This window comes from Chryseobacterium oryzae, from assembly GCF_022811665.1.
Lineage (GTDB): Bacteria > Bacteroidota > Bacteroidia > Flavobacteriales > Weeksellaceae > Chryseobacterium > Chryseobacterium oryzae.
The window spans coordinates 1,925,751-1,942,580 of sequence record NZ_CP094529.1; the positions used below are offsets into that span (position 1 = coordinate 1,925,751).

12 protein-coding genes are annotated in these 16,830 nt (G+C 34.0%); 3 read left to right on the forward strand and 9 right to left on the reverse strand.

The window, feature by feature from the left end; translation table 11 throughout:
- Positions 1-53: 53 nt before the first annotated feature.
- From MTP08_RS08865 to gyrB, 3 genes are all read right to left on the reverse strand, one after another.
- Positions 54-1,991: a transglutaminase-like domain-containing protein gene (locus tag MTP08_RS08865; RefSeq protein WP_243575675.1), complete on the reverse strand. Its 1,938-nt coding sequence runs from the start codon at positions 1,989-1,991 to the stop codon at positions 54-56.
- On the reverse strand, positions 1,992-3,887 hold the full coding sequence (locus tag MTP08_RS08870) for a DUF3857 domain-containing protein (RefSeq protein ID WP_243575676.1): 1,896 nt from the start codon (positions 3,885-3,887) through the stop codon (positions 1,992-1,994).
- Positions 3,888-4,027: 140 nt separating this feature from the next.
- Positions 4,028-5,962 carry a DNA topoisomerase (ATP-hydrolyzing) subunit B gene (gene gyrB, locus MTP08_RS08875; protein WP_243575678.1) on the reverse strand — a complete coding sequence of 645 codons (1,935 nt, stop codon included), beginning with the start codon at positions 5,960-5,962 and terminating at the stop codon, positions 4,028-4,030.
- A gap of 248 nt (positions 5,963-6,210) precedes the next feature.
- On the opposite strand from gyrB, the gene MTP08_RS08880 reads away from it, so the two are divergent.
- Positions 6,211-7,554, forward strand: coding sequence for a cytochrome ubiquinol oxidase subunit I (locus MTP08_RS08880; protein ID WP_243575680.1), 1,344 nt, complete (start codon positions 6,211-6,213; stop codon positions 7,552-7,554).
- Complete coding sequence (locus MTP08_RS08885) at positions 7,551-8,561, forward strand: cytochrome d ubiquinol oxidase subunit II (RefSeq protein WP_243575682.1); 1,011 nt, start codon at positions 7,551-7,553, stop codon at positions 8,559-8,561. Before MTP08_RS08880 ends, MTP08_RS08885 begins: the two co-directional genes overlap by 4 nt.
- A 66-nt stretch (positions 8,562-8,627) precedes the next feature.
- Here MTP08_RS08885 and MTP08_RS08890 read toward each other — a convergent pair whose 3' ends face one another.
- The 4 genes from MTP08_RS08890 to MTP08_RS08905 all read right to left on the reverse strand — a co-directional run bounded on the left by MTP08_RS08890 (position 8,628) and on the right by MTP08_RS08905 (position 11,915).
- Positions 8,628-9,116: an ecotin family protein gene (locus MTP08_RS08890; protein WP_243575684.1), complete on the reverse strand. Its 489-nt coding sequence runs from the start codon at positions 9,114-9,116 to the stop codon at positions 8,628-8,630.
- An 84-nt stretch (positions 9,117-9,200) separates the two neighbouring features.
- Positions 9,201-9,983 carry a patatin-like phospholipase family protein gene (locus MTP08_RS08895; protein ID WP_243575686.1) on the reverse strand — a complete coding sequence of 261 codons (783 nt, stop codon included), beginning with the start codon at positions 9,981-9,983 and terminating at the stop codon, positions 9,201-9,203.
- Positions 9,984-10,113: 130 nt separating this feature from the next.
- Positions 10,114-11,502, reverse strand: a complete 1,389-nt coding sequence (gene lpdA / locus MTP08_RS08900; RefSeq protein WP_209389284.1) for a dihydrolipoyl dehydrogenase — start codon at positions 11,500-11,502, stop codon at positions 10,114-10,116.
- 149 nt (positions 11,503-11,651) lie between these two features.
- Positions 11,652-11,915 carry a hypothetical protein gene (locus MTP08_RS08905; RefSeq protein WP_243575687.1) on the reverse strand — a complete coding sequence of 88 codons (264 nt, stop codon included), beginning with the start codon at positions 11,913-11,915 and terminating at the stop codon, positions 11,652-11,654.
- Positions 11,916-12,053: 138 nt separating this feature from the next.
- Here MTP08_RS08905 and MTP08_RS08910 point away from each other — a divergent pair, with 138 nt between their 5' ends.
- Positions 12,054-12,428, forward strand: coding sequence for a hypothetical protein (locus MTP08_RS08910; protein WP_243575689.1), 375 nt, complete (start codon positions 12,054-12,056; stop codon positions 12,426-12,428).
- 54 nt (positions 12,429-12,482) lie between these two features.
- Here MTP08_RS08910 and MTP08_RS08915 read toward each other — a convergent pair whose 3' ends face one another.
- A complete protein-coding gene (locus MTP08_RS08915; RefSeq protein WP_243575691.1) occupies positions 12,483-15,146 on the reverse strand; it encodes a glycoside hydrolase family 3 N-terminal domain-containing protein in 2,664 nt (887 codons plus the stop codon).
- Between the two features lie 140 nt (positions 15,147-15,286).
- Positions 15,287-16,729 carry an alpha-L-fucosidase gene (locus tag MTP08_RS08920; protein ID WP_243575692.1) on the reverse strand — a complete coding sequence of 481 codons (1,443 nt, stop codon included), beginning with the start codon at positions 16,727-16,729 and terminating at the stop codon, positions 15,287-15,289.
- Between the last annotated feature and the right edge of the window lie 101 nt (positions 16,730-16,830).

Here is a 16,830-nt window from a genome sequence, read left to right on the forward strand (position 1 = left end):
AAACCATTCACAAAATGAATGGTTTTTAAAATTTATATAAAAATAATAATCTATTATTTCTTAATTAAGCTCATAACTTGACTTTCACAATCCGAAATTACCTTCCATATTTGTTTGAATGCCGGGTAATATTCTTTAGGATAATTTCCACTTGCAATATTATATTCTGAAAATGTTAGAATTTTATTATCTTTTTTCTCAACAGTATAAGAATAGCTAATTTCTTTATCTTCCGTAAGGATTTTTTTATTTTTTGGCAGTTCAGCAACTTCATATCCCTCAGGAATTTCTATTTCCACCATTTTTATTTTACTCATTGGTGAAATAAAATCTATTCTATATTTTCTTTCATCCTGCTGATCGAAATCATTTTTAGTTTGATGTAAAAATAAAAGAGGATTCAGAATCATTTTTTTTCCAATAACATCAATCATATTATTTGAGGTAAAAGCCATAGTAGATCGAAACTCTACTCCATTCAAAGCTCTAGAGTTGATATTCGTGAAATCCACTGAAAAGTTATTCTTATATTGTTTTTTATATTTATCCGGATTTTCATCAAATCTTTCTTTTGCATTCATTGCTAACATACCTTCATCTTGATCTTGATACTCACCTGAAATGGTACCATCAGAATTTATTTTTGCTTTAAGTTTATAATTACTGTAACTTATATTAGTATTATTAATAGAAATAATTTCTGCTTTATTATCTTTCAGTATAAGCCCATTATCATTCCATACTCGTAATGGTAAAAGATTAGCCTTAGATTGTTTAGAAGTTGCATCAAAAAGGTAAAATTCTTTGTTTATTTCGACTCCTACAATTACATAATTAAAATTGCCTAGATTGGGAAGTGTTAAATTAACGCTTCCATTACTCACGGTAGAAATAAGAATAGGATAAGCAGTAATATTGGCACTCCTGAACATTGCAGTCAACATTAAATTAATATCAGAATCATTCCCCGTTTTATTTTTAATAAGATCTCTCACTCCATTTTCTGCATAGATACCATTATTTTGATTCCATGTAAAGTTAGTCTTTACATATTCTAAAATTTTATTAGCCTTAGAAAGATCATCTTTATCACCAAGAATTTCTGGAGTAATTAATTCTTTTACCAATCTATCTTTTTTGTATTGAGAGCCAAAAAATTCAGCATCCCATAGTTCTCTTCTAATATCCTCCCAAGTAGTAGTATACATTTTAATGTTATTTCTTATATAGGTGGAATGAAGTTCTGCTCTGATTTTTGTTCTATAATTATCATTATTTTTTACAAATTTTTCAGTCTTAAAACTTTTAAGATTATCGTACCCAAATCTATAAGTCTTATAATGTGAACCATACATTATTGCTTCATTAATAATTTTATATTTGGGAAATAACTCTCCTGTAAAATCTACACTATAAGAAACTTGTATTGGTGAATCTAGAACATATTCTGTATAGACTGAAGGAGTATCCAATTCAATGTAGATTAAGGGAATTTCATATATAAACGGTGAAGAAACTTCGTAATGATACTCTAAAATTGACCCATTTTTTATAGCTGGAAATGCATATTTATTTACGGTTCTATATTTATTTTCTTTCGATCTGAATTTAGAACTTTTATCCACTTTAGTTTCTACTATATTATCTCCTTCAAGATTGTACACTAATGCATTCATATTCATCAAAACTTCGCGGTCTCCGGAATTGTTATCATAAAGAGAAACCTCCAGATTATGCCAATCTTCAGATTTGTCTTTGTCATAGATTTTCACACGATAAGTATATTCTTTAATAAGGTTTCCGGAGTTACTATCTATACGGAAGTGTATGGAGCGATATAATATTTCTGCAGGAGCTTTCGGTTCAATTTCAGATTTTTCTTTTTTAAGATCATCTTTATTAAACTTAGGCATCTTCAAGAATTTTTGTTCTTGTGCAAAAAGAGCTGTACTCATACAAAATACAGCAAATAGCATGATTATATTTCTCATTTAAGATTTTTTTGAAATTAAAATTTTTGAGTTGTCGGAATTCATAATTTTTTTTCTGAAACTTACATAGTCATTATACTTTTCTTTAGGAAAAAGCCCTTTGTTTACCTGAAAAAACCTTTTTACAATAAGCTGATCTTCTTTCTTTTCGAAAGATATTTTATAACTGCCAAATTCTGAATTAATGCTTCCATTTTCCGGCATTTCTTCAATAGTATATCCTAGCGGAAGCTTATAAATAATTTCATATTCATCTTCATAAGAAAAACGAATTTCAAAAGGAAGGTTTCGTTTTTCATTTTGATGATATATAGAATTCGTATAAATAGGAACAGCTCTGAAAATATAACTAGAACCCACGATTTTAGAATAATTAACAGCCTTGAAATTCAAATCAAAATCGATTGTTGCTAAATCTCTGTTATTTTTGAAATCAGACATCTCAATCTTTTCAAAATCTAAAGTACTGAGCCTATTTTTTATGGTATTATTTTTTTCGCTTTGTCCTAATCCGGCAAATACTAAATTAAAATCATACTGATTTCCTGTATAAATAAATTTCCCATTTCCTGTGATTGTTTTATCCGGATTTAGCTGAACATTTAATACCTGTTTTTCTTTATTCTGCTGAGAAGAATAACTTGGAGTTTCCATGATGTCGATTCCATTTGGTTTTACAGCCAAAACATTTCTATCCGTCGTATTGAAACTTAAATGATTATAAGCCATTTCCTGAGATGTATTTTCCAGCCAAATATTTCCCTTTTCTGTGGGAACTACCAAAATCACATGGTTACCTGCCATTTTTGGAAAATTAACATCAAAACTTATAGGTGAAGAATTAGAATTAACAATTACATAATAAGAATTTATTCCTGCTTCATCCAAAAGTGTTTTCATATAATTGGTAAGACCTTTACAATCACCATATCCTTTTTTTTGAACTTCATCCGGCATCATTGGCTGCCAACCTCCAATTCCCAACGCTACGAATACATATCTTGTTTTACTCTGCATATACTGATAGATTTTCTTCACTCTTTCCTCCGTAGATCCAGAAAGATTAAGTGCAGCAATTTCAGATTTTATTTGCGGAGTAGACACAGAAACTGGTTTCAGAAGATTGTTATAATACCATAAACCAAAATCTTTCCAAGTAGTGATATTCCCTTTTTTTCCGACTAAACTAAACTGATCTAAGGAAAAACTTACTTTTGGAAGTATTTTTTGTGGATTAGGAACCATATCTTCATGATCCATCGCCGGAATATTCTGATAGGTATACAATTTACCACCATCCTCATCTGATACATTTACCGAAGCAAAGCCAAAAGAAGAATCATAAGTTTTTGAACGTAAATTAATTCCTGATTTATTAATAATTTTAAAACTGCTTTTCTGTAAAGAAATATTAAAACCATAATAGGGAATGAAATCCGGAATAAAAACCGTATTCTGATCTTTTTGATCGTAACTAAACTCTATGGTATAAGGATAACTTGTGGGTGTGTAAGACAGATACATCATCCTGTTATCTGAATAAAATGAGCCTTGGGAATTTGCTGCAACATCGGAGAAATCACTTCTAGAGTAGCTTTTTACTTTAGCTCCTTTCTCATCATATATTGTTACTTTTATATTCGAAACTGTATTTCCTTTTTCATAATATATTTTAGGAACAGAAAAACCAACTGCATCTTTGTTGATTACAGTAATAGCTGAAGAATTTCGGTAGAATATTTCATCTATTTTATTAATTTCCAAAACTGTACTTTCATTCCTGATAACAGCACTTGCATTCTTTTTAAGTACATCACTAATTTCGGATACTGGATAATTTTGAGCATAGTAAAAAGAAGCTAAAGAAAATGCTCCTATACACCATAATTTCATCATTAGTTATTATTTTCTCAAAAATATAAAAAATCTTAATAAAATGTTAAAAAAAACTATCCTTCAGATGAGAATTATTGTGTTTCTAAACAAAAAAAAGACTCCATAAAAATGGAGCCTTTAAAATATTATTAATGAGATGATTATGCATCAATCTTAGCATATTTTGCATTTTTCTCAATAAATTCTCTTCTTGGCGGAACTTCATCGCCCATCAACATAGAAAATACATTATCTGCTTCAACTGCATTATCGATGGTTACCTGTTTTAGAATTCTGTTTTCAGGATTAAGAGTTGTTTCCCAAAGCTGTTCAGGATTCATTTCTCCAAGACCTTTGTAACGCTGTACTTCTACACCTTTTCCATCTGGAGACATTTCTAAAGTAAAATCTTCACGCTCTTTTTCGTTATAAGCATACACTTTTTTGTTTCCTTTCTTCAAAAGATATAAAGGAGGCTGAGCAATGTAAACATATCCGTTTTCTATAAGTTCTTTCATAAAACGGAAGAAAAACGTAAGAATTAATGTCGAAATGTGAGAACCATCTATATCGGCATCGGTCATGATAACGATTTTATGATATCTCAGTTTTGTCATATTCAGTGCTTTGCTGTCTTCTTCAGTTCCTACAGAAACACCAAGAGCTGTATAAATATTTTTTATCTCTTCATTATCATAAACTTTGTGGAGCATAGATTTTTCAACATTCAATATTTTACCTCTTAGAGGCAAAATTGCCTGAAAATGTCTGTCACGTCCTTGTTTAGCAGTTCCACCCGCAGAATCTCCCTCTACTAAGAATAATTCAGATTCCTGAGGATCTTTAGAAGAACAGTCTGAAAGTTTTCCCGGAAGCCCAGAACCTCCCATTGGAGATTTTCTCTGAACCATCTCTCTAGCTTTTTTCGCTGCCTGTCTTGCCTTTGCTGCTAAAACTACTTTCTGAACAATCTGCTTAGCTTCGTTAGGATTTTCTTCTAAAAAGTTAGTAAGCATTTCTCCCACGATTTTATCAACCGCACCAGAAACTTCAGAGTTTCCTAGTTTTGTTTTTGTTTGCCCCTCGAACTGAGGTTCCATAACTTTTACAGAAACCACAGCGGTTAATCCTTCACGGAAGTCATCCCCTGTAATTTCTACTTTTTCTTTCTGAGGAATACCTAAATCATCTGCATACTTTTTCAAAGTTCTTGTTAAAGCCCTTCTGAAACCCGCCAAGTGAGTTCCTCCTTCGTGAGTATTGATATTATTAACGTAAGAATGAAGATTTTCGCTGAAAGATGTATTATATCTCATCGCAACCTCCACCGGAATATCATCACGATCACCTTCCATGAAAATTACACTTTCCATGATAGATTCTCGGTTTCCGTCTATAAATTCAACAAACTCTTTTAAACCGCCTTCAGAGTGAAAAACTTCAGATTTGAAAGAACCGTCTTCAAGAACACTTCTCTCATCTGTTAGCGTAATGGTTATACCTTTATTAAGGTAAGAAAGTTCTCTTAAACGAGTAGCAAGAGTATCGTAATTGTAAACTAATTCTGTGAAAATAGTATCATCCGGCTGAAAAAACTGTTTTGTACCTCTGTAATCACTTTTTCCTATTTCTTCTACGTTTGTCTGAGCTTTTCCTTTAGAATAAATCTGCTGATAAACATTTCCGTCACGATAAACAGTCGTTATCATTTCATTAGAAAGTGCATTCACACAAGAAACCCCAACTCCGTGTAATCCTCCGGATACTTTATAAGAATCTTTATCGAACTTACCTCCGGCTCCAATTTTGGTCATTACTACTTCAAGAGCAGACTTTTGTTCTTTTTCGTGAAAATCTACAGGGATACCACGCCCATTATCCATCACCTCAATAGCATTTCCTTCTTTAATGTTTACCGAGATGGTATCACAGTACCCTGCCAAAGCCTCATCAATAGAATTATCTACTACTTCATAAACCAAGTGGTGAAGACCTCTGAATCCTACATCACCAATGTACATTGAAGGACGCATACGTACGTGCTCCATTCCTTCTAATGCCTGAATACTACTTGCTGTATATTGTTTCTGACTCATATTTTTGTAACAGCTACCCGATTTTATCTGTAGCTTAATAAGATTATTTTTTCAATAAAAATGCTTACAAATATCGTGATTTTTTTCGAGTTATGAAAGACAAAAGAACACCAATATTATCATCATATCATGAACATTTAACGAAAAATAATTTAAAGTTAATTTTAAATTATTTCGCTTCATTGCTGTTATAAATCATATTTAAAAAAGAATATTTATCCCTAACTTTCATGGGAAAATTTGGTTTTATGGATGATTTTATTGCAGCCCGCTCGCAGATGGCTCTTTCTTTAGGTTTTCATATTATTTTTTCCTGCGTCGGGATGGTGATGCCTTTCTTAATGGCATTTGCCCATTGGAAATACTTAAAAACCGGCAACGAAGTTTACAAAGGTCTTACCAAAGCATGGAGCAAAGGAGTAGCAATTCTTTTTGCGACTGGAGCTGTTTCGGGAACGATGCTTTCTTTTGAACTTGGCTTATTGTGGCCAGGATTTATGAAGCACGCCGGACCTATTTTCGGAATGCCGTTTTCTTTAGAAGGTACCGCTTTTTTTATTGAAGCTATTGCCATAGGCTTTTTTCTGTATGGATGGGACAAATTCAATAAGTGGTTCCATTGGTTTTGCGGATTTTTGGTAGGTATAAGCGGTTTAGCTTCGGGAATTTTGGTGGTTGCCGCCAATGCCTGGATGAATTCGCCATCCGGATTTGATTATATTAATGGAAATTACGTGAATATAGATCCTGTAAAAGCAATGTTCAATGATGCTTGGTTTCCTCAGGCTCTTCACATGACTGTTGCTGCTTTTTGTGCTACAGGATTTGCCGTTGCAGGGGTTCATGCATATTTAATTTTAAAAAAGAAAAATGTAGAATTTCATACAAAAGCTTTTCGTATTGCAGCTTCTTTTGCACTTATCGGAGCTTTCGGTGCACCTTTAAGCGGTGATATTGCTGCAAAATCTGTTGCCGAAAGACAACCTATAAAACTTGCCGCCATGGAAGCTCATTTTGAAACTGAGAAAGGAGCATCTTTTGTAATTGGTGGAATTCCTGATGAGAATAAAGAAGAAATTAAATATGCGATAAAAATCCCAAAAGTTTTAAGTTTTTTGGTGAGCAGCGATTTCAATTCCGAAGTAAAGGGATTAAAAGATTTCCCAAGAGATGAATGGCCACCGGTTTCAGTGGTTCATTATGCGTTTCAAATCATGATTTTTTTCGGTGTCATCATGATTATTATTGGCAGTGTTTATGTGTATTCAACATTCTTCAAAAAAGAGTGGCTAGATAAAAATTGGCTTCTGAAAACTTTTGTATGGGCAACTCCATTCGGATATATCGCTTTGGAAGCGGGCTGGACGGTGACTGAAGTAGGCAGACAACCCTGGATAATATATGGAATTATGAGAACCATAGACGCGGTGACTCCGATGCCCGGAATACAATATTCTTTTTACTTTTTTACGGCAATTTTCGTTTCATTATCGTTAATCCTAATTTTTCTTCTAAAAAGACAGATTAAAATGGTGCCCAAACTGTATGATTCTACAGATGTTGAATATCAATCTAAAAACAAAAAATCATGAATTATATTGTTATAGGATTTCTCTGGCTTGCAATATGTCTTTATATTATTTTAGGAGGTGCAGACTTCGGAGCTGGGATTGTAGAACTTTTCAGCAGAAAAAAAGAGAGAAAGTACACACAGAAAATAATGTATGAATCTATTGCTCCAATTTGGGAAGCAAATCACATGTGGCTTGTTATTGCTATCGTAATTTTATTTGTTGGATTTCCTGATATTTACAGCTTTGCTTCCACCTATCTTCATATTCCGTTGGTATTAATGCTTGTGGGAATTATTGCAAGAGGAACGGCATTCACATTCAGACATTATGATGCGGTTGAAGACCAATGGCAGAACGTTTATACTCATATTTTTTATTATTCTAGTTTGCTGACGCCTTTTTTTCTGGGAATGATTGGTGCGTCTTCTATTTCCGGAACCTTAAATCCTGATGCAAAAAATTTCTTGGATCTTTATGTATTCAGTTGGTTTAATTTTTTCGGAATTTGTGTGGGATTATTTACGGTGGCAATATGCTTTTATCTTGCATCAATATTCAGTTTGAGAGAAACAAAAGCAGGTTACAACCTCAATCTCATGATAAAAAAAGCCAAGCAGTCTATGATTTTTGTAGTAGCGACAGGAATTTTAGTATTCATCTCTGCTTACACTTCCGGAATTCCTTTATTGGAAAGAGTTTTTGGACATTGGATTGGCATTGCAGCAGTTGTTACCGCTAGTATATTTTTAGGAATGCTCTTTATTTTCATTAAAACAAAAAAACTTTTGTTGGTAAGAGTTTTGGCGGGAGCACAGATTCTTATGATTCTTGTTGCAGCAACTTATCAACTTTATCCCGATATTATTCTGCTTCACAACGGAAATCACTTATCATTAACGGAAAATATAGCTCCGGAAAAAACCATCAGTTTTTTAGGATGGGCACTTATGATTGGATGTATTTTTATTTTGCCTTTCCTTTTTTATCTGATGTATTCATTCAGCAGACGGAATGCTAAAGATTAGTTTTTTGCAACAAAAATGATTTGAAAAGAAAACTCCCTACAAAAAATGTAAGGAGTTTTTTTACGCTTATAATTTTCCAACAGCTTTCTTCATTAAATCTGGGCGTAAAATCCTGTATCTTACTTCCATATCTTTAGGAACATAAAGCACTAAAGGCAATTTACTGTTATAATTAGCAATTTCTGGCTGCAAAGAAACAAACTTAAGAGTGAGTTTTTGATCCGGACATGCCATTAATGTGCTTCCCGTTTCTCCTTTAGAATCTATTTCATAATAATTGTATCCCCAACCCTGAACTTCTTTCAGTTTTTTATCGCCAATTAAGAAATGTCTGTTACAATCTACTTTTTTTTCAATTCCTGCAAAAAATTCTACTTTTAAATCGTTCTCATTTTTCTCAACAGGAAGCTGAATATATACCATTTTATATCCATCTTTTGCTTTAGGAAACATTTCGATCTGGAGTTTTTCAAACTTTTTAGTTTTCTTTTGTGCCAATATATTTCCGCCCATTAAAAGAATTGCAGAAAGACAAATTATTTTTGAAAATTTCATATTATTTTAAATTTTGAAAAAGTAAAATTCAAAAATTATTCCACAAATGTGGTATCAAATTAACTTGTTAACTTTCAACATTATTCAAACCTGCAAAAAATAACTTTCGGAAAAACTTTCTTTAGCTGCTTTGTACCCAATATTAAAAATCTGTTCCAACCTTTCTTTTTTTCGTTCAAATGTACCAAAACCAGAAAGTTCCTGAGAGGAAATAAGCCAATCGCAATGATCGAACTTAATTTTTTCTATCCTGTAAGAAAGTAAATCGTATGAACGGGAAACAATTGCTTTTATCGATTTTAAATCATTTATTTTAATATCATTTGGCGGAGAAACAAATACACCAATCATTTTATCGCAATCATTCCGAATAATATCTGCTGGGAAATTATTAAGCACACCGCCATCGCAAAACATCTCTTCTCCCAAAATATAAGGTGTTGTAATCCCCGGAATTGAGCAGGAAGCAATAATGGCATCTGTAACCAAAAAATCTTTATCGAAGATTTTTTCTGTTCCTCCCACAAGTTCGGTAGCAACAATTCTCACGTCTTTATCCAAATCACCTATTTTAATTCCCTGAAAAATAGGTTTTAGATAATTTTTAAAAATAACAGACGAAACAAGCCCGGGTTGATTAAAAGCAAAATGCTTCCAGTTAAAAAAATATACCGATTGAAAAAAATCTAAAATTTCTTCAGGCTTTTTACCAATAGCATAAAGGCACCCAACAATAGAACCGGCACTGCAACACGATAAGACATCTATGTTGATGTTTTGTTCATTCAGAAATTTTAAAACTCCGGCATGAGCAATACCTTTTGTTCCGCCGCCGGATAAAACCAATCCTATTTTTTCAGAATTCATTGAATAAATTTAAGAAAACATCTTTAAAAGTAATCTTTAAGATTTCTAAATTTTATGTTAATTATTAAGAAAATAAAAAACCACAGACGTAAATCTGTGGTTTAGTTTATATTAAGTTGAAAATATCAAATTAAATATGAATTACCTCTCCATAAGCAGCTGCAGCAGCTTCCATAATCGCTTCAGAAACTGTTGGGTGCGGGTGTATAGCTTTGATGATTTCGTGACCTGTAGTTTCTAATTTTCTTGCAACAACAGCTTCAGCAACCATATCCGTAACACCATCACCAATCATGTGGCAACCTAACCATTCACCATATTTTGCATCAAAGATTACTTTGATAAAACCATCTGTATTTCCGTTGGCAGTTGCTTTTCCGCTTGCTGAAAGAGGGAATTTACCCACTTTAATTTCGTATCCTTTTTCTTTAGCCTGCTTTTCTGTAAGACCAACAGAAGCCACTTCTGGATGGCAGTATGTACATCCCGGAATATTGCCATAATCTATTTTCTCAACGTGCATTCCCTTAATTTTTTCTACGCACGTAATTCCTTCAGCAGAAGCAACGTGTGCCAAAGCCTGCGTAGGAATAATATCACCGATGGCATAGTAACCAGGAACAGAAGTTTCATACCACTCGTTTACCAAAACTCTGCCTTTATCTGTCTGAATTCCCACTTCTTCAAGACCAATCCCTTCAATATTTGCAGCAATTCCGACAGCAGACAATAAAATATCAGCTTCAAGAGTGATGTTTCCGTTTGCCGTTTTTACCGTTGCTTTTACGCCTTCACCGCTTGTATCAACACTTTCTACAGAAGCATTGGTCATAATATCAATACCAGATTTTTTCAGAGATTTCTCAAGGTGTTTAGAAATTTCTTCATCTTCTACAGGAACAATGTTTGGCAAGAATTCAACAATGGTAACTTTGGTTCCCATTGTGTTATAGAAATCTGCAAATTCTACTCCGATAGCTCCGGAACCTACAACAATCATAGATTTCGGTTGTTCAGGAAGAGAGAGCGCCTGTCTGTAGCCAATTACTTTTTTGCCATCCTGAGGAAGATTCGGCAATTCTCTAGAGCGGGCTCCGGTTGCAATAATGATATGAGTTCCTGTATATTCGGTTGTTTTACCTTCTTTATCTGTAACAGAAACTTTTTTACCTTTCTGTACTTTGGCAGTACCAAGAATTACGTCGATTTTGTTTTTTTTCATCAAAAACTCAATCCCTTTGCTCATTTTAGAGGCTACACCACGGCTTCTCTGAATAACATTCGGAAACTCAAAACTTGCTTCCACTTTATTCAAGCCATAATCTTCAGCGTGATTAATATAATGAAAAACCTGAGCAGATTTCAGTAAAGCTTTAGTGGGAATACACCCCCAGTTAAGGCAAATTCCTCCTAAATTTTCTTTTTCGATAATTGCAGTTTTAAAACCCAACTGTGCCGCTCTGATTGCGGTAACATATCCACCAGGACCACTTCCGATGACAATAATATCGTAATTCATTAGTTTAAAATTTTTATGCGAATTTAAGGAAAAATATTGGATCTTGAACGTTATCAAACAGCAGACTTCCACTACTGATTAACAAAAAAGAGCATGCTTTGCGCACACTCTTTATTATGTTCTTCTATACAATGATTTTTTAAGAAAAATTATCTTACAGATTTTAATAGTTTTTTTTCGTTTCTGTACCTTTCATTTAAAGCTTTCAGCTGCTGGCTTTTCATTTTTTTTGTGGCAAGCGGATGTTTCAGAATTAATTTTTTCTCAAAATTATATTTTTTATCCAGCTCTTTTGCCTTAGCATTGTACAATTCAGTTTTTGAAGGATGTGGCGGAACAGGCGGGCGTTTCTGTGAAAAAGCAGTTGTGGTGAAACCAAGCAATAATACTGTTGATATAAATAAGTTTTTCATAACATTTTATTTTTTGATATTTAAAAGAAAACCATTCATTGGATTTTGAAATGAATATTACACATACTATACCAAATTATTCATTGCTATTTTTAAACTATTTCTTTACTTTTATATCTTGAAAATTCATTTGCATTTATGAAAAAAAGTACTTTAACCCAAGACAACATTTGGATGAAAGAGCCCGAAGAACACGACTTCCCCGCTGCTCAGGATTACCTGGAATTACTTTTGGTTCCCGATGCTGCAAAAAAAATTGTTGAAGATCTCAAAAAAGCTCCCACGATTATAAAAAAATCTAAAGATATTCTGAGAGCAAGCAGGCTTCCATTATTGCCGGAAACCAATATTCACGTTAAAGAAAATCTGAAAAAAGTACAGAAAAATAAAAAACTGTCGCCCATATTGCTGATGAGAGGGCAAAATGATCTCATTATTGCAGATGGTTACCATCGCTTATGTTGCAGCTATTATCTTACGGAAGATATGGATGTTCCGTGCAGATTAGTATAACCCCAAATCAGAAATTGGTTTGGGTTTTTACTTTAAAATACATTTCAAAACCCATTACTGTATTTCAATATTTTGTTTTAAAGGCAGATTTTTAGAAGAATTTCCTACAAAAATTCTGAACGTACCTTTTTCTACAGTCCAGCTCATTGTTGAATCCAAAAACTGAAGTTCTTTTACAGGAAGCTCAATAGAAATACGTTTTGATTCTCCGGGTTTTAAAAATACTTTTTGAAAGCCTTTCAGCTCAATAACCGGTCTTGAAACTGATGCCAGTAAATCTTTTACATAGAGTTGTACAACTTCGCTTCCTGCTTTTGAGCCTGTATTTTTCACATTAATTTTTGCAATGATGGTATCATTTTCTGCAAATTTTGACTGATTTAATTTTAAATCTGAAATCTCAAAAGTGGTATAGCTTAACCCAAAACCGAACGGGTATAACGGTTCACCGCTCAAATCATAATAATCATTTCCTCTTCCTGTTGGATGATGATTGTACGTTAAAGGCAATTGTCCCTCCTCAATGGGAAACGTAATCGGCAATTTTCCTGAAGGATTTTCTGCACCAAAAAGCACTTTTGCAACCGCATTTCCGCCTTCTTCACCGGGATACCAAACGTCTAAAACTGCTCCTACCTGATCTTTCCAGTCCGTGGTTTTTATGGCAGAACCGCCCACCAAAATAACTGCGGTTGGTTTGTTTAGTTTTGAAATTTCATGAATAAATTCTTCCTGATTTCCCGGAAGGCTCAATGAAGAACGATCCTGAAATTCACCTTCATGAATTCCTGCCGTAACGATAATGTAATCTGCATTTTGAGCTAATTTTACAGCATCTTTAAAATCTTTTTGATAATCATTTAAACCATAATTCCAAACCAGTTCTATATTGGCTTCTCCTCTGTTTTCACGGAATTCTACAGCAATATTATATTTTTGACCTTTTGTGAAATCCACATCTACTGTTTGGGTTGAATAGCTCAGTTTTTCCCAATTATCAATCAATAATTTTTCATTTAAATATAATCTGAAACCATCATTTCCACGAAGTCCCAATTGATATTTTCCTGATGTTGGAGCTTCCAGTTTGCCTGTCCAGCGGATGCTGTAATTATCCGGCTGAAGCTTTTTGGGATTTGGAGAATATAAAGTCCATTTAAAATTCAACTGTTCGTCCTGTTTTTCAAACTCTGGAGTTCCTTTTAAATCGGAATTAGAAAAATAAATCCCTTTTAAGCCTTTTTGGTTTTCAGAAGATAAAAATTCGGCAGGAACAGTTACCAACTTTTTCAAATTCCAGTCAATTCCTTTGGAGTAGGTGATTTCTACATTTTTATTTTTAACGAAATTTTTAATCCCTTCCAAAATACTCACTTTTTTATTTCCCGGTCCCGAATATCCTCCCAATCTTGCATCTACAGCATCTGTTCCAACCACCAAAATCTTTTTATAATTTTCTGAAATGGGAAGTGTTTTGTTATGATTCTGAAGCAAAACAAACGATTCGGCAGCTGCCTTTTCCGCCAACGGTTTATGATTGATTTTCTTTAGCTCAGCCAAATCTTTTTTGGAAACATAGGGATTTTCAAAAAGACCCAATTCAAATTTAGCCCTCAAAACTCTTGTAACAGCATCATCAATTCTTTTCTTTGAAATTCTTCCATCCAAAAACGGAGGAATAAATAATTTATAATGTTGATATTCGGTTTGAAAAATTACATCAAGTCCTGCATTAATCGCCTGTGCAGAAGCATCATCATAATCTTTTGCCGTAAAATGCAGAACATTCGCCCCGCCAACCGCACTTGCATCACTAATCACGAAACCTTTGAAATTCCATTCGTTTTTCAATTTTTCGGTTAATAACCAATGATTTGCGGTTGATGGCCTTCCGTCCAAGAGATTATAAGAAGTCATCACAGAACGGCTTTTTCCCTGATTAAAAGCTTTTTGAAAGGGAATTAAATGCGTTTCTTCCAAATATCTTTTGCTCCAATGAATTGGATATGAATCTCTTCCGCCATCGCCCACATTGGCCAAAAAGTGTTTGGGAGTAGTAATAATTCCCTGATTTTCAAAGGAAGAGACGAAATTCACCCCCATCACGGAAGTCAAAAACGGATCTTCGCCGTAGGTTTCTTCTGTTCTTCCCCATCTAACGTCACTCGCCAAATTCACAACGGGTGTCAAAATCTGACGAATTCCTCTCAGTTTAGATTCTTTTGCAATCGCTGTCGAAACTTGTTTCATCAACTCAGGATTAAAAGTTGCCGATAAGCCTATTGCCTGTGGAAAAGCCGTTGCTCCTTCACGCATCAACCCATGCAAAGCTTCATCAAAAGGGATGATGGGAATTCCCAATCGGGATTCTTCCACAAAATATTTTTGAATGGCATTGATTTTTTTGGCCAACCTTTCTGCATCTTCATTGGCATTATATTTCAGCAATTGTCCGGCAACGCCACCTCCCTGATTTCCTGCACTCACTTGTAAACCAAAAATTCCGTGGGAATACTGACCTTTCGGAACGTTATCCAAATCTCCGGGAATCATAAAACACTGCCAGAATTTTTCTTCGGGAGTCATCCTTTTCAGTAAATCCTGAACTCTGACTTCCACAGTCTGTTTCGGGTCTTTATACAAAGGTTTTTGAGCTGAAATGATTACAGAACTCAATAATGAAAAAGCTATTATTTTAAAACGAAACTTAAAGCACATACATAATTTGATTTAATTATTGTTCTTTTGTCATTAAATATAAGAACCAAAAGTTCAAGACGGATTCTTCTGCTAAAATTTGGAAAAACTTCCTTAACACTTCCGAATCCTAAGTCATTTTTAAGTCTTCGCCAATTCAACTATTGTGTAATTTGAATTACCGTAGAATATTTTAATTGAGTTCTTTCCTTTGGTAAATTGAGTTCAATTGAATTCCCATTTTGTTTCCAATGGATTTTGTTTGATAATCCTAAAACTTTTAATGATTTTGGTTTAAAATTTTCAGGAATAATAAATTTCAGCGTTGATGGCGATTGATAATCTGACTGATCGCTCAAATGAAAAATATTTACTGTTTTTCCGTCTTTACTCTGTGTGTAATAAAAATTCCCTTCGTGGTAAGGAGCAATACTTCTCGTTGCAAAAACCGCCGACTGATTTTTATCCATCCAACCGGCAATTTCGCTTAATCTTTTATAAACAATCTCATCATAATCTCCGTTGGGCCCTGGAGCAATGTTCATCAGGTAATTTCCACCTCTTGAAATGATTTTCACCAGCGTTTCAATAATTTTCTGGGAAGATTTATAATTGTCATTCGGGACATACGAAAAAGAATCGCCCATCGTAATGCAACTCTCCCACGGAATCGAAAGTGCTTGTTCCGGAACAGCCTGTTCTGGTGTCACATAATTTTCCCATTTTCCGGGCACAGTGCGGTCTACAACAATAATTCCGGGTTGGTTTTTTCTTGCCATTGTCCCGATTTTATCCATATCAATATCCTGCTCTACTTTAATCGTTCTTTGCCATTCAACATTTGGATCGATGGTATGAAACGGGCGAACCCAGCCTCCGTCTAGCCAAAGAATATCAACTTTACCGTAATTTGAAGTGATTTCATTCAACTGATTAAAAGTGAAATTTTTGAAATTATTCCATCTTTCAGGATATTTTTTCGGATCATAATTTACATTTCTGTCTTTCGGCGGAAAGTATGACCACCAATAATTATCGGAATGCCAATCTGGTTTCGAAAAATAAGCTCCGATTTTGAAGCCATCTTTTCTGAATGTATTGAAAATTTCCCTCGTTACATCCGCTTTAGGATTTTTAGAAAAAGGCGTTTTGGAAGAAGTGATTTTATAATCAGACTGTTGCGTATCAAACATTGCAAAACCATCGTGATGTTTTGTAGTAAAAACCACATATTTCATTCCTGCTTTTTTGGCTGCATCTGCCCATTTTTGTGGATTGCATTGTCTAGGATTGAATGTCGTCTGAAGATTTTCGTAATTTTTCACATAATCGTAGTAAGATTTGCCATGTTCGGGTTTTCTCTGCGTCCAGGATTCGTCTTCCGGGCAAATGCTCCAGCTTTCCACTACTCCCCACTGGCTGTACGTTCCCCAATGCATAAACAGTCCGAATTTAAGATCCTGCCAATTTTCAAGATTCTGAATAACAAGTGGATCTGTAGGTTTCAGATAACCATCAGACACATTATGAGCCTGTGAAAAAAAAGCGGAGGACAGGAGAATTGAAGAAAAAAAGAAGGCTTTCGTTTTTAGCGTGGCAGACATTAATTTAGTTTTTGCTAAATTAATATTTCCTCAAGAAAAGGCACAAAATATTTCATTTTAAAATAAAAATTGAGAATAGCACTTCATTTCAGGAAAATGAT

Bases quoted from the DNA above. Each gene is read 5' to 3' on its own strand.
- MTP08_RS08885 (WP_243575682.1), top strand. From the start codon at position 7,551: ATGAATTATATTGTTATAGGATTTCTCTGGCTTGCAATATGTCTTTAT.
- MTP08_RS08890 (WP_243575684.1), bottom strand. From the start codon at position 9,116: ATGAAATTTTCAAAAATAATTTGTCTTTCTGCAATTCTTTTAATGGGC.
- gyrB (WP_243575678.1), bottom strand. From the start codon at position 5,962: ATGAGTCAGAAACAATATACAGCAAGTAGTATTCAGGCATTAGAAGGA.
- MTP08_RS08865 (WP_243575675.1), bottom strand. From the start codon at position 1,991: ATGAGAAATATAATCATGCTATTTGCTGTATTTTGTATGAGTACAGCT.
- MTP08_RS08880 (WP_243575680.1), top strand. From the start codon at position 6,211: ATGGATGATTTTATTGCAGCCCGCTCGCAGATGGCTCTTTCTTTAGGT.
- MTP08_RS08910 (WP_243575689.1), top strand. From the start codon at position 12,054: ATGAAAAAAAGTACTTTAACCCAAGACAACATTTGGATGAAAGAGCCC.
- lpdA (WP_209389284.1), bottom strand. From the start codon at position 11,502: ATGAATTACGATATTATTGTCATCGGAAGTGGTCCTGGTGGATATGTT.
- MTP08_RS08870 (WP_243575676.1), bottom strand. From the start codon at position 3,887: ATGATGAAATTATGGTGTATAGGAGCATTTTCTTTAGCTTCTTTTTAC.
- MTP08_RS08915 (WP_243575691.1), bottom strand. From the start codon at position 15,146: ATGTGCTTTAAGTTTCGTTTTAAAATAATAGCTTTTTCATTATTGAGT.
- MTP08_RS08895 (WP_243575686.1), bottom strand. From the start codon at position 9,983: ATGAATTCTGAAAAAATAGGATTGGTTTTATCCGGCGGCGGAACAAAA.
- MTP08_RS08920 (WP_243575692.1), bottom strand. From the start codon at position 16,729: ATGTCTGCCACGCTAAAAACGAAAGCCTTCTTTTTTTCTTCAATTCTC.
- MTP08_RS08905 (WP_243575687.1), bottom strand. From the start codon at position 11,915: ATGAAAAACTTATTTATATCAACAGTATTATTGCTTGGTTTCACCACA.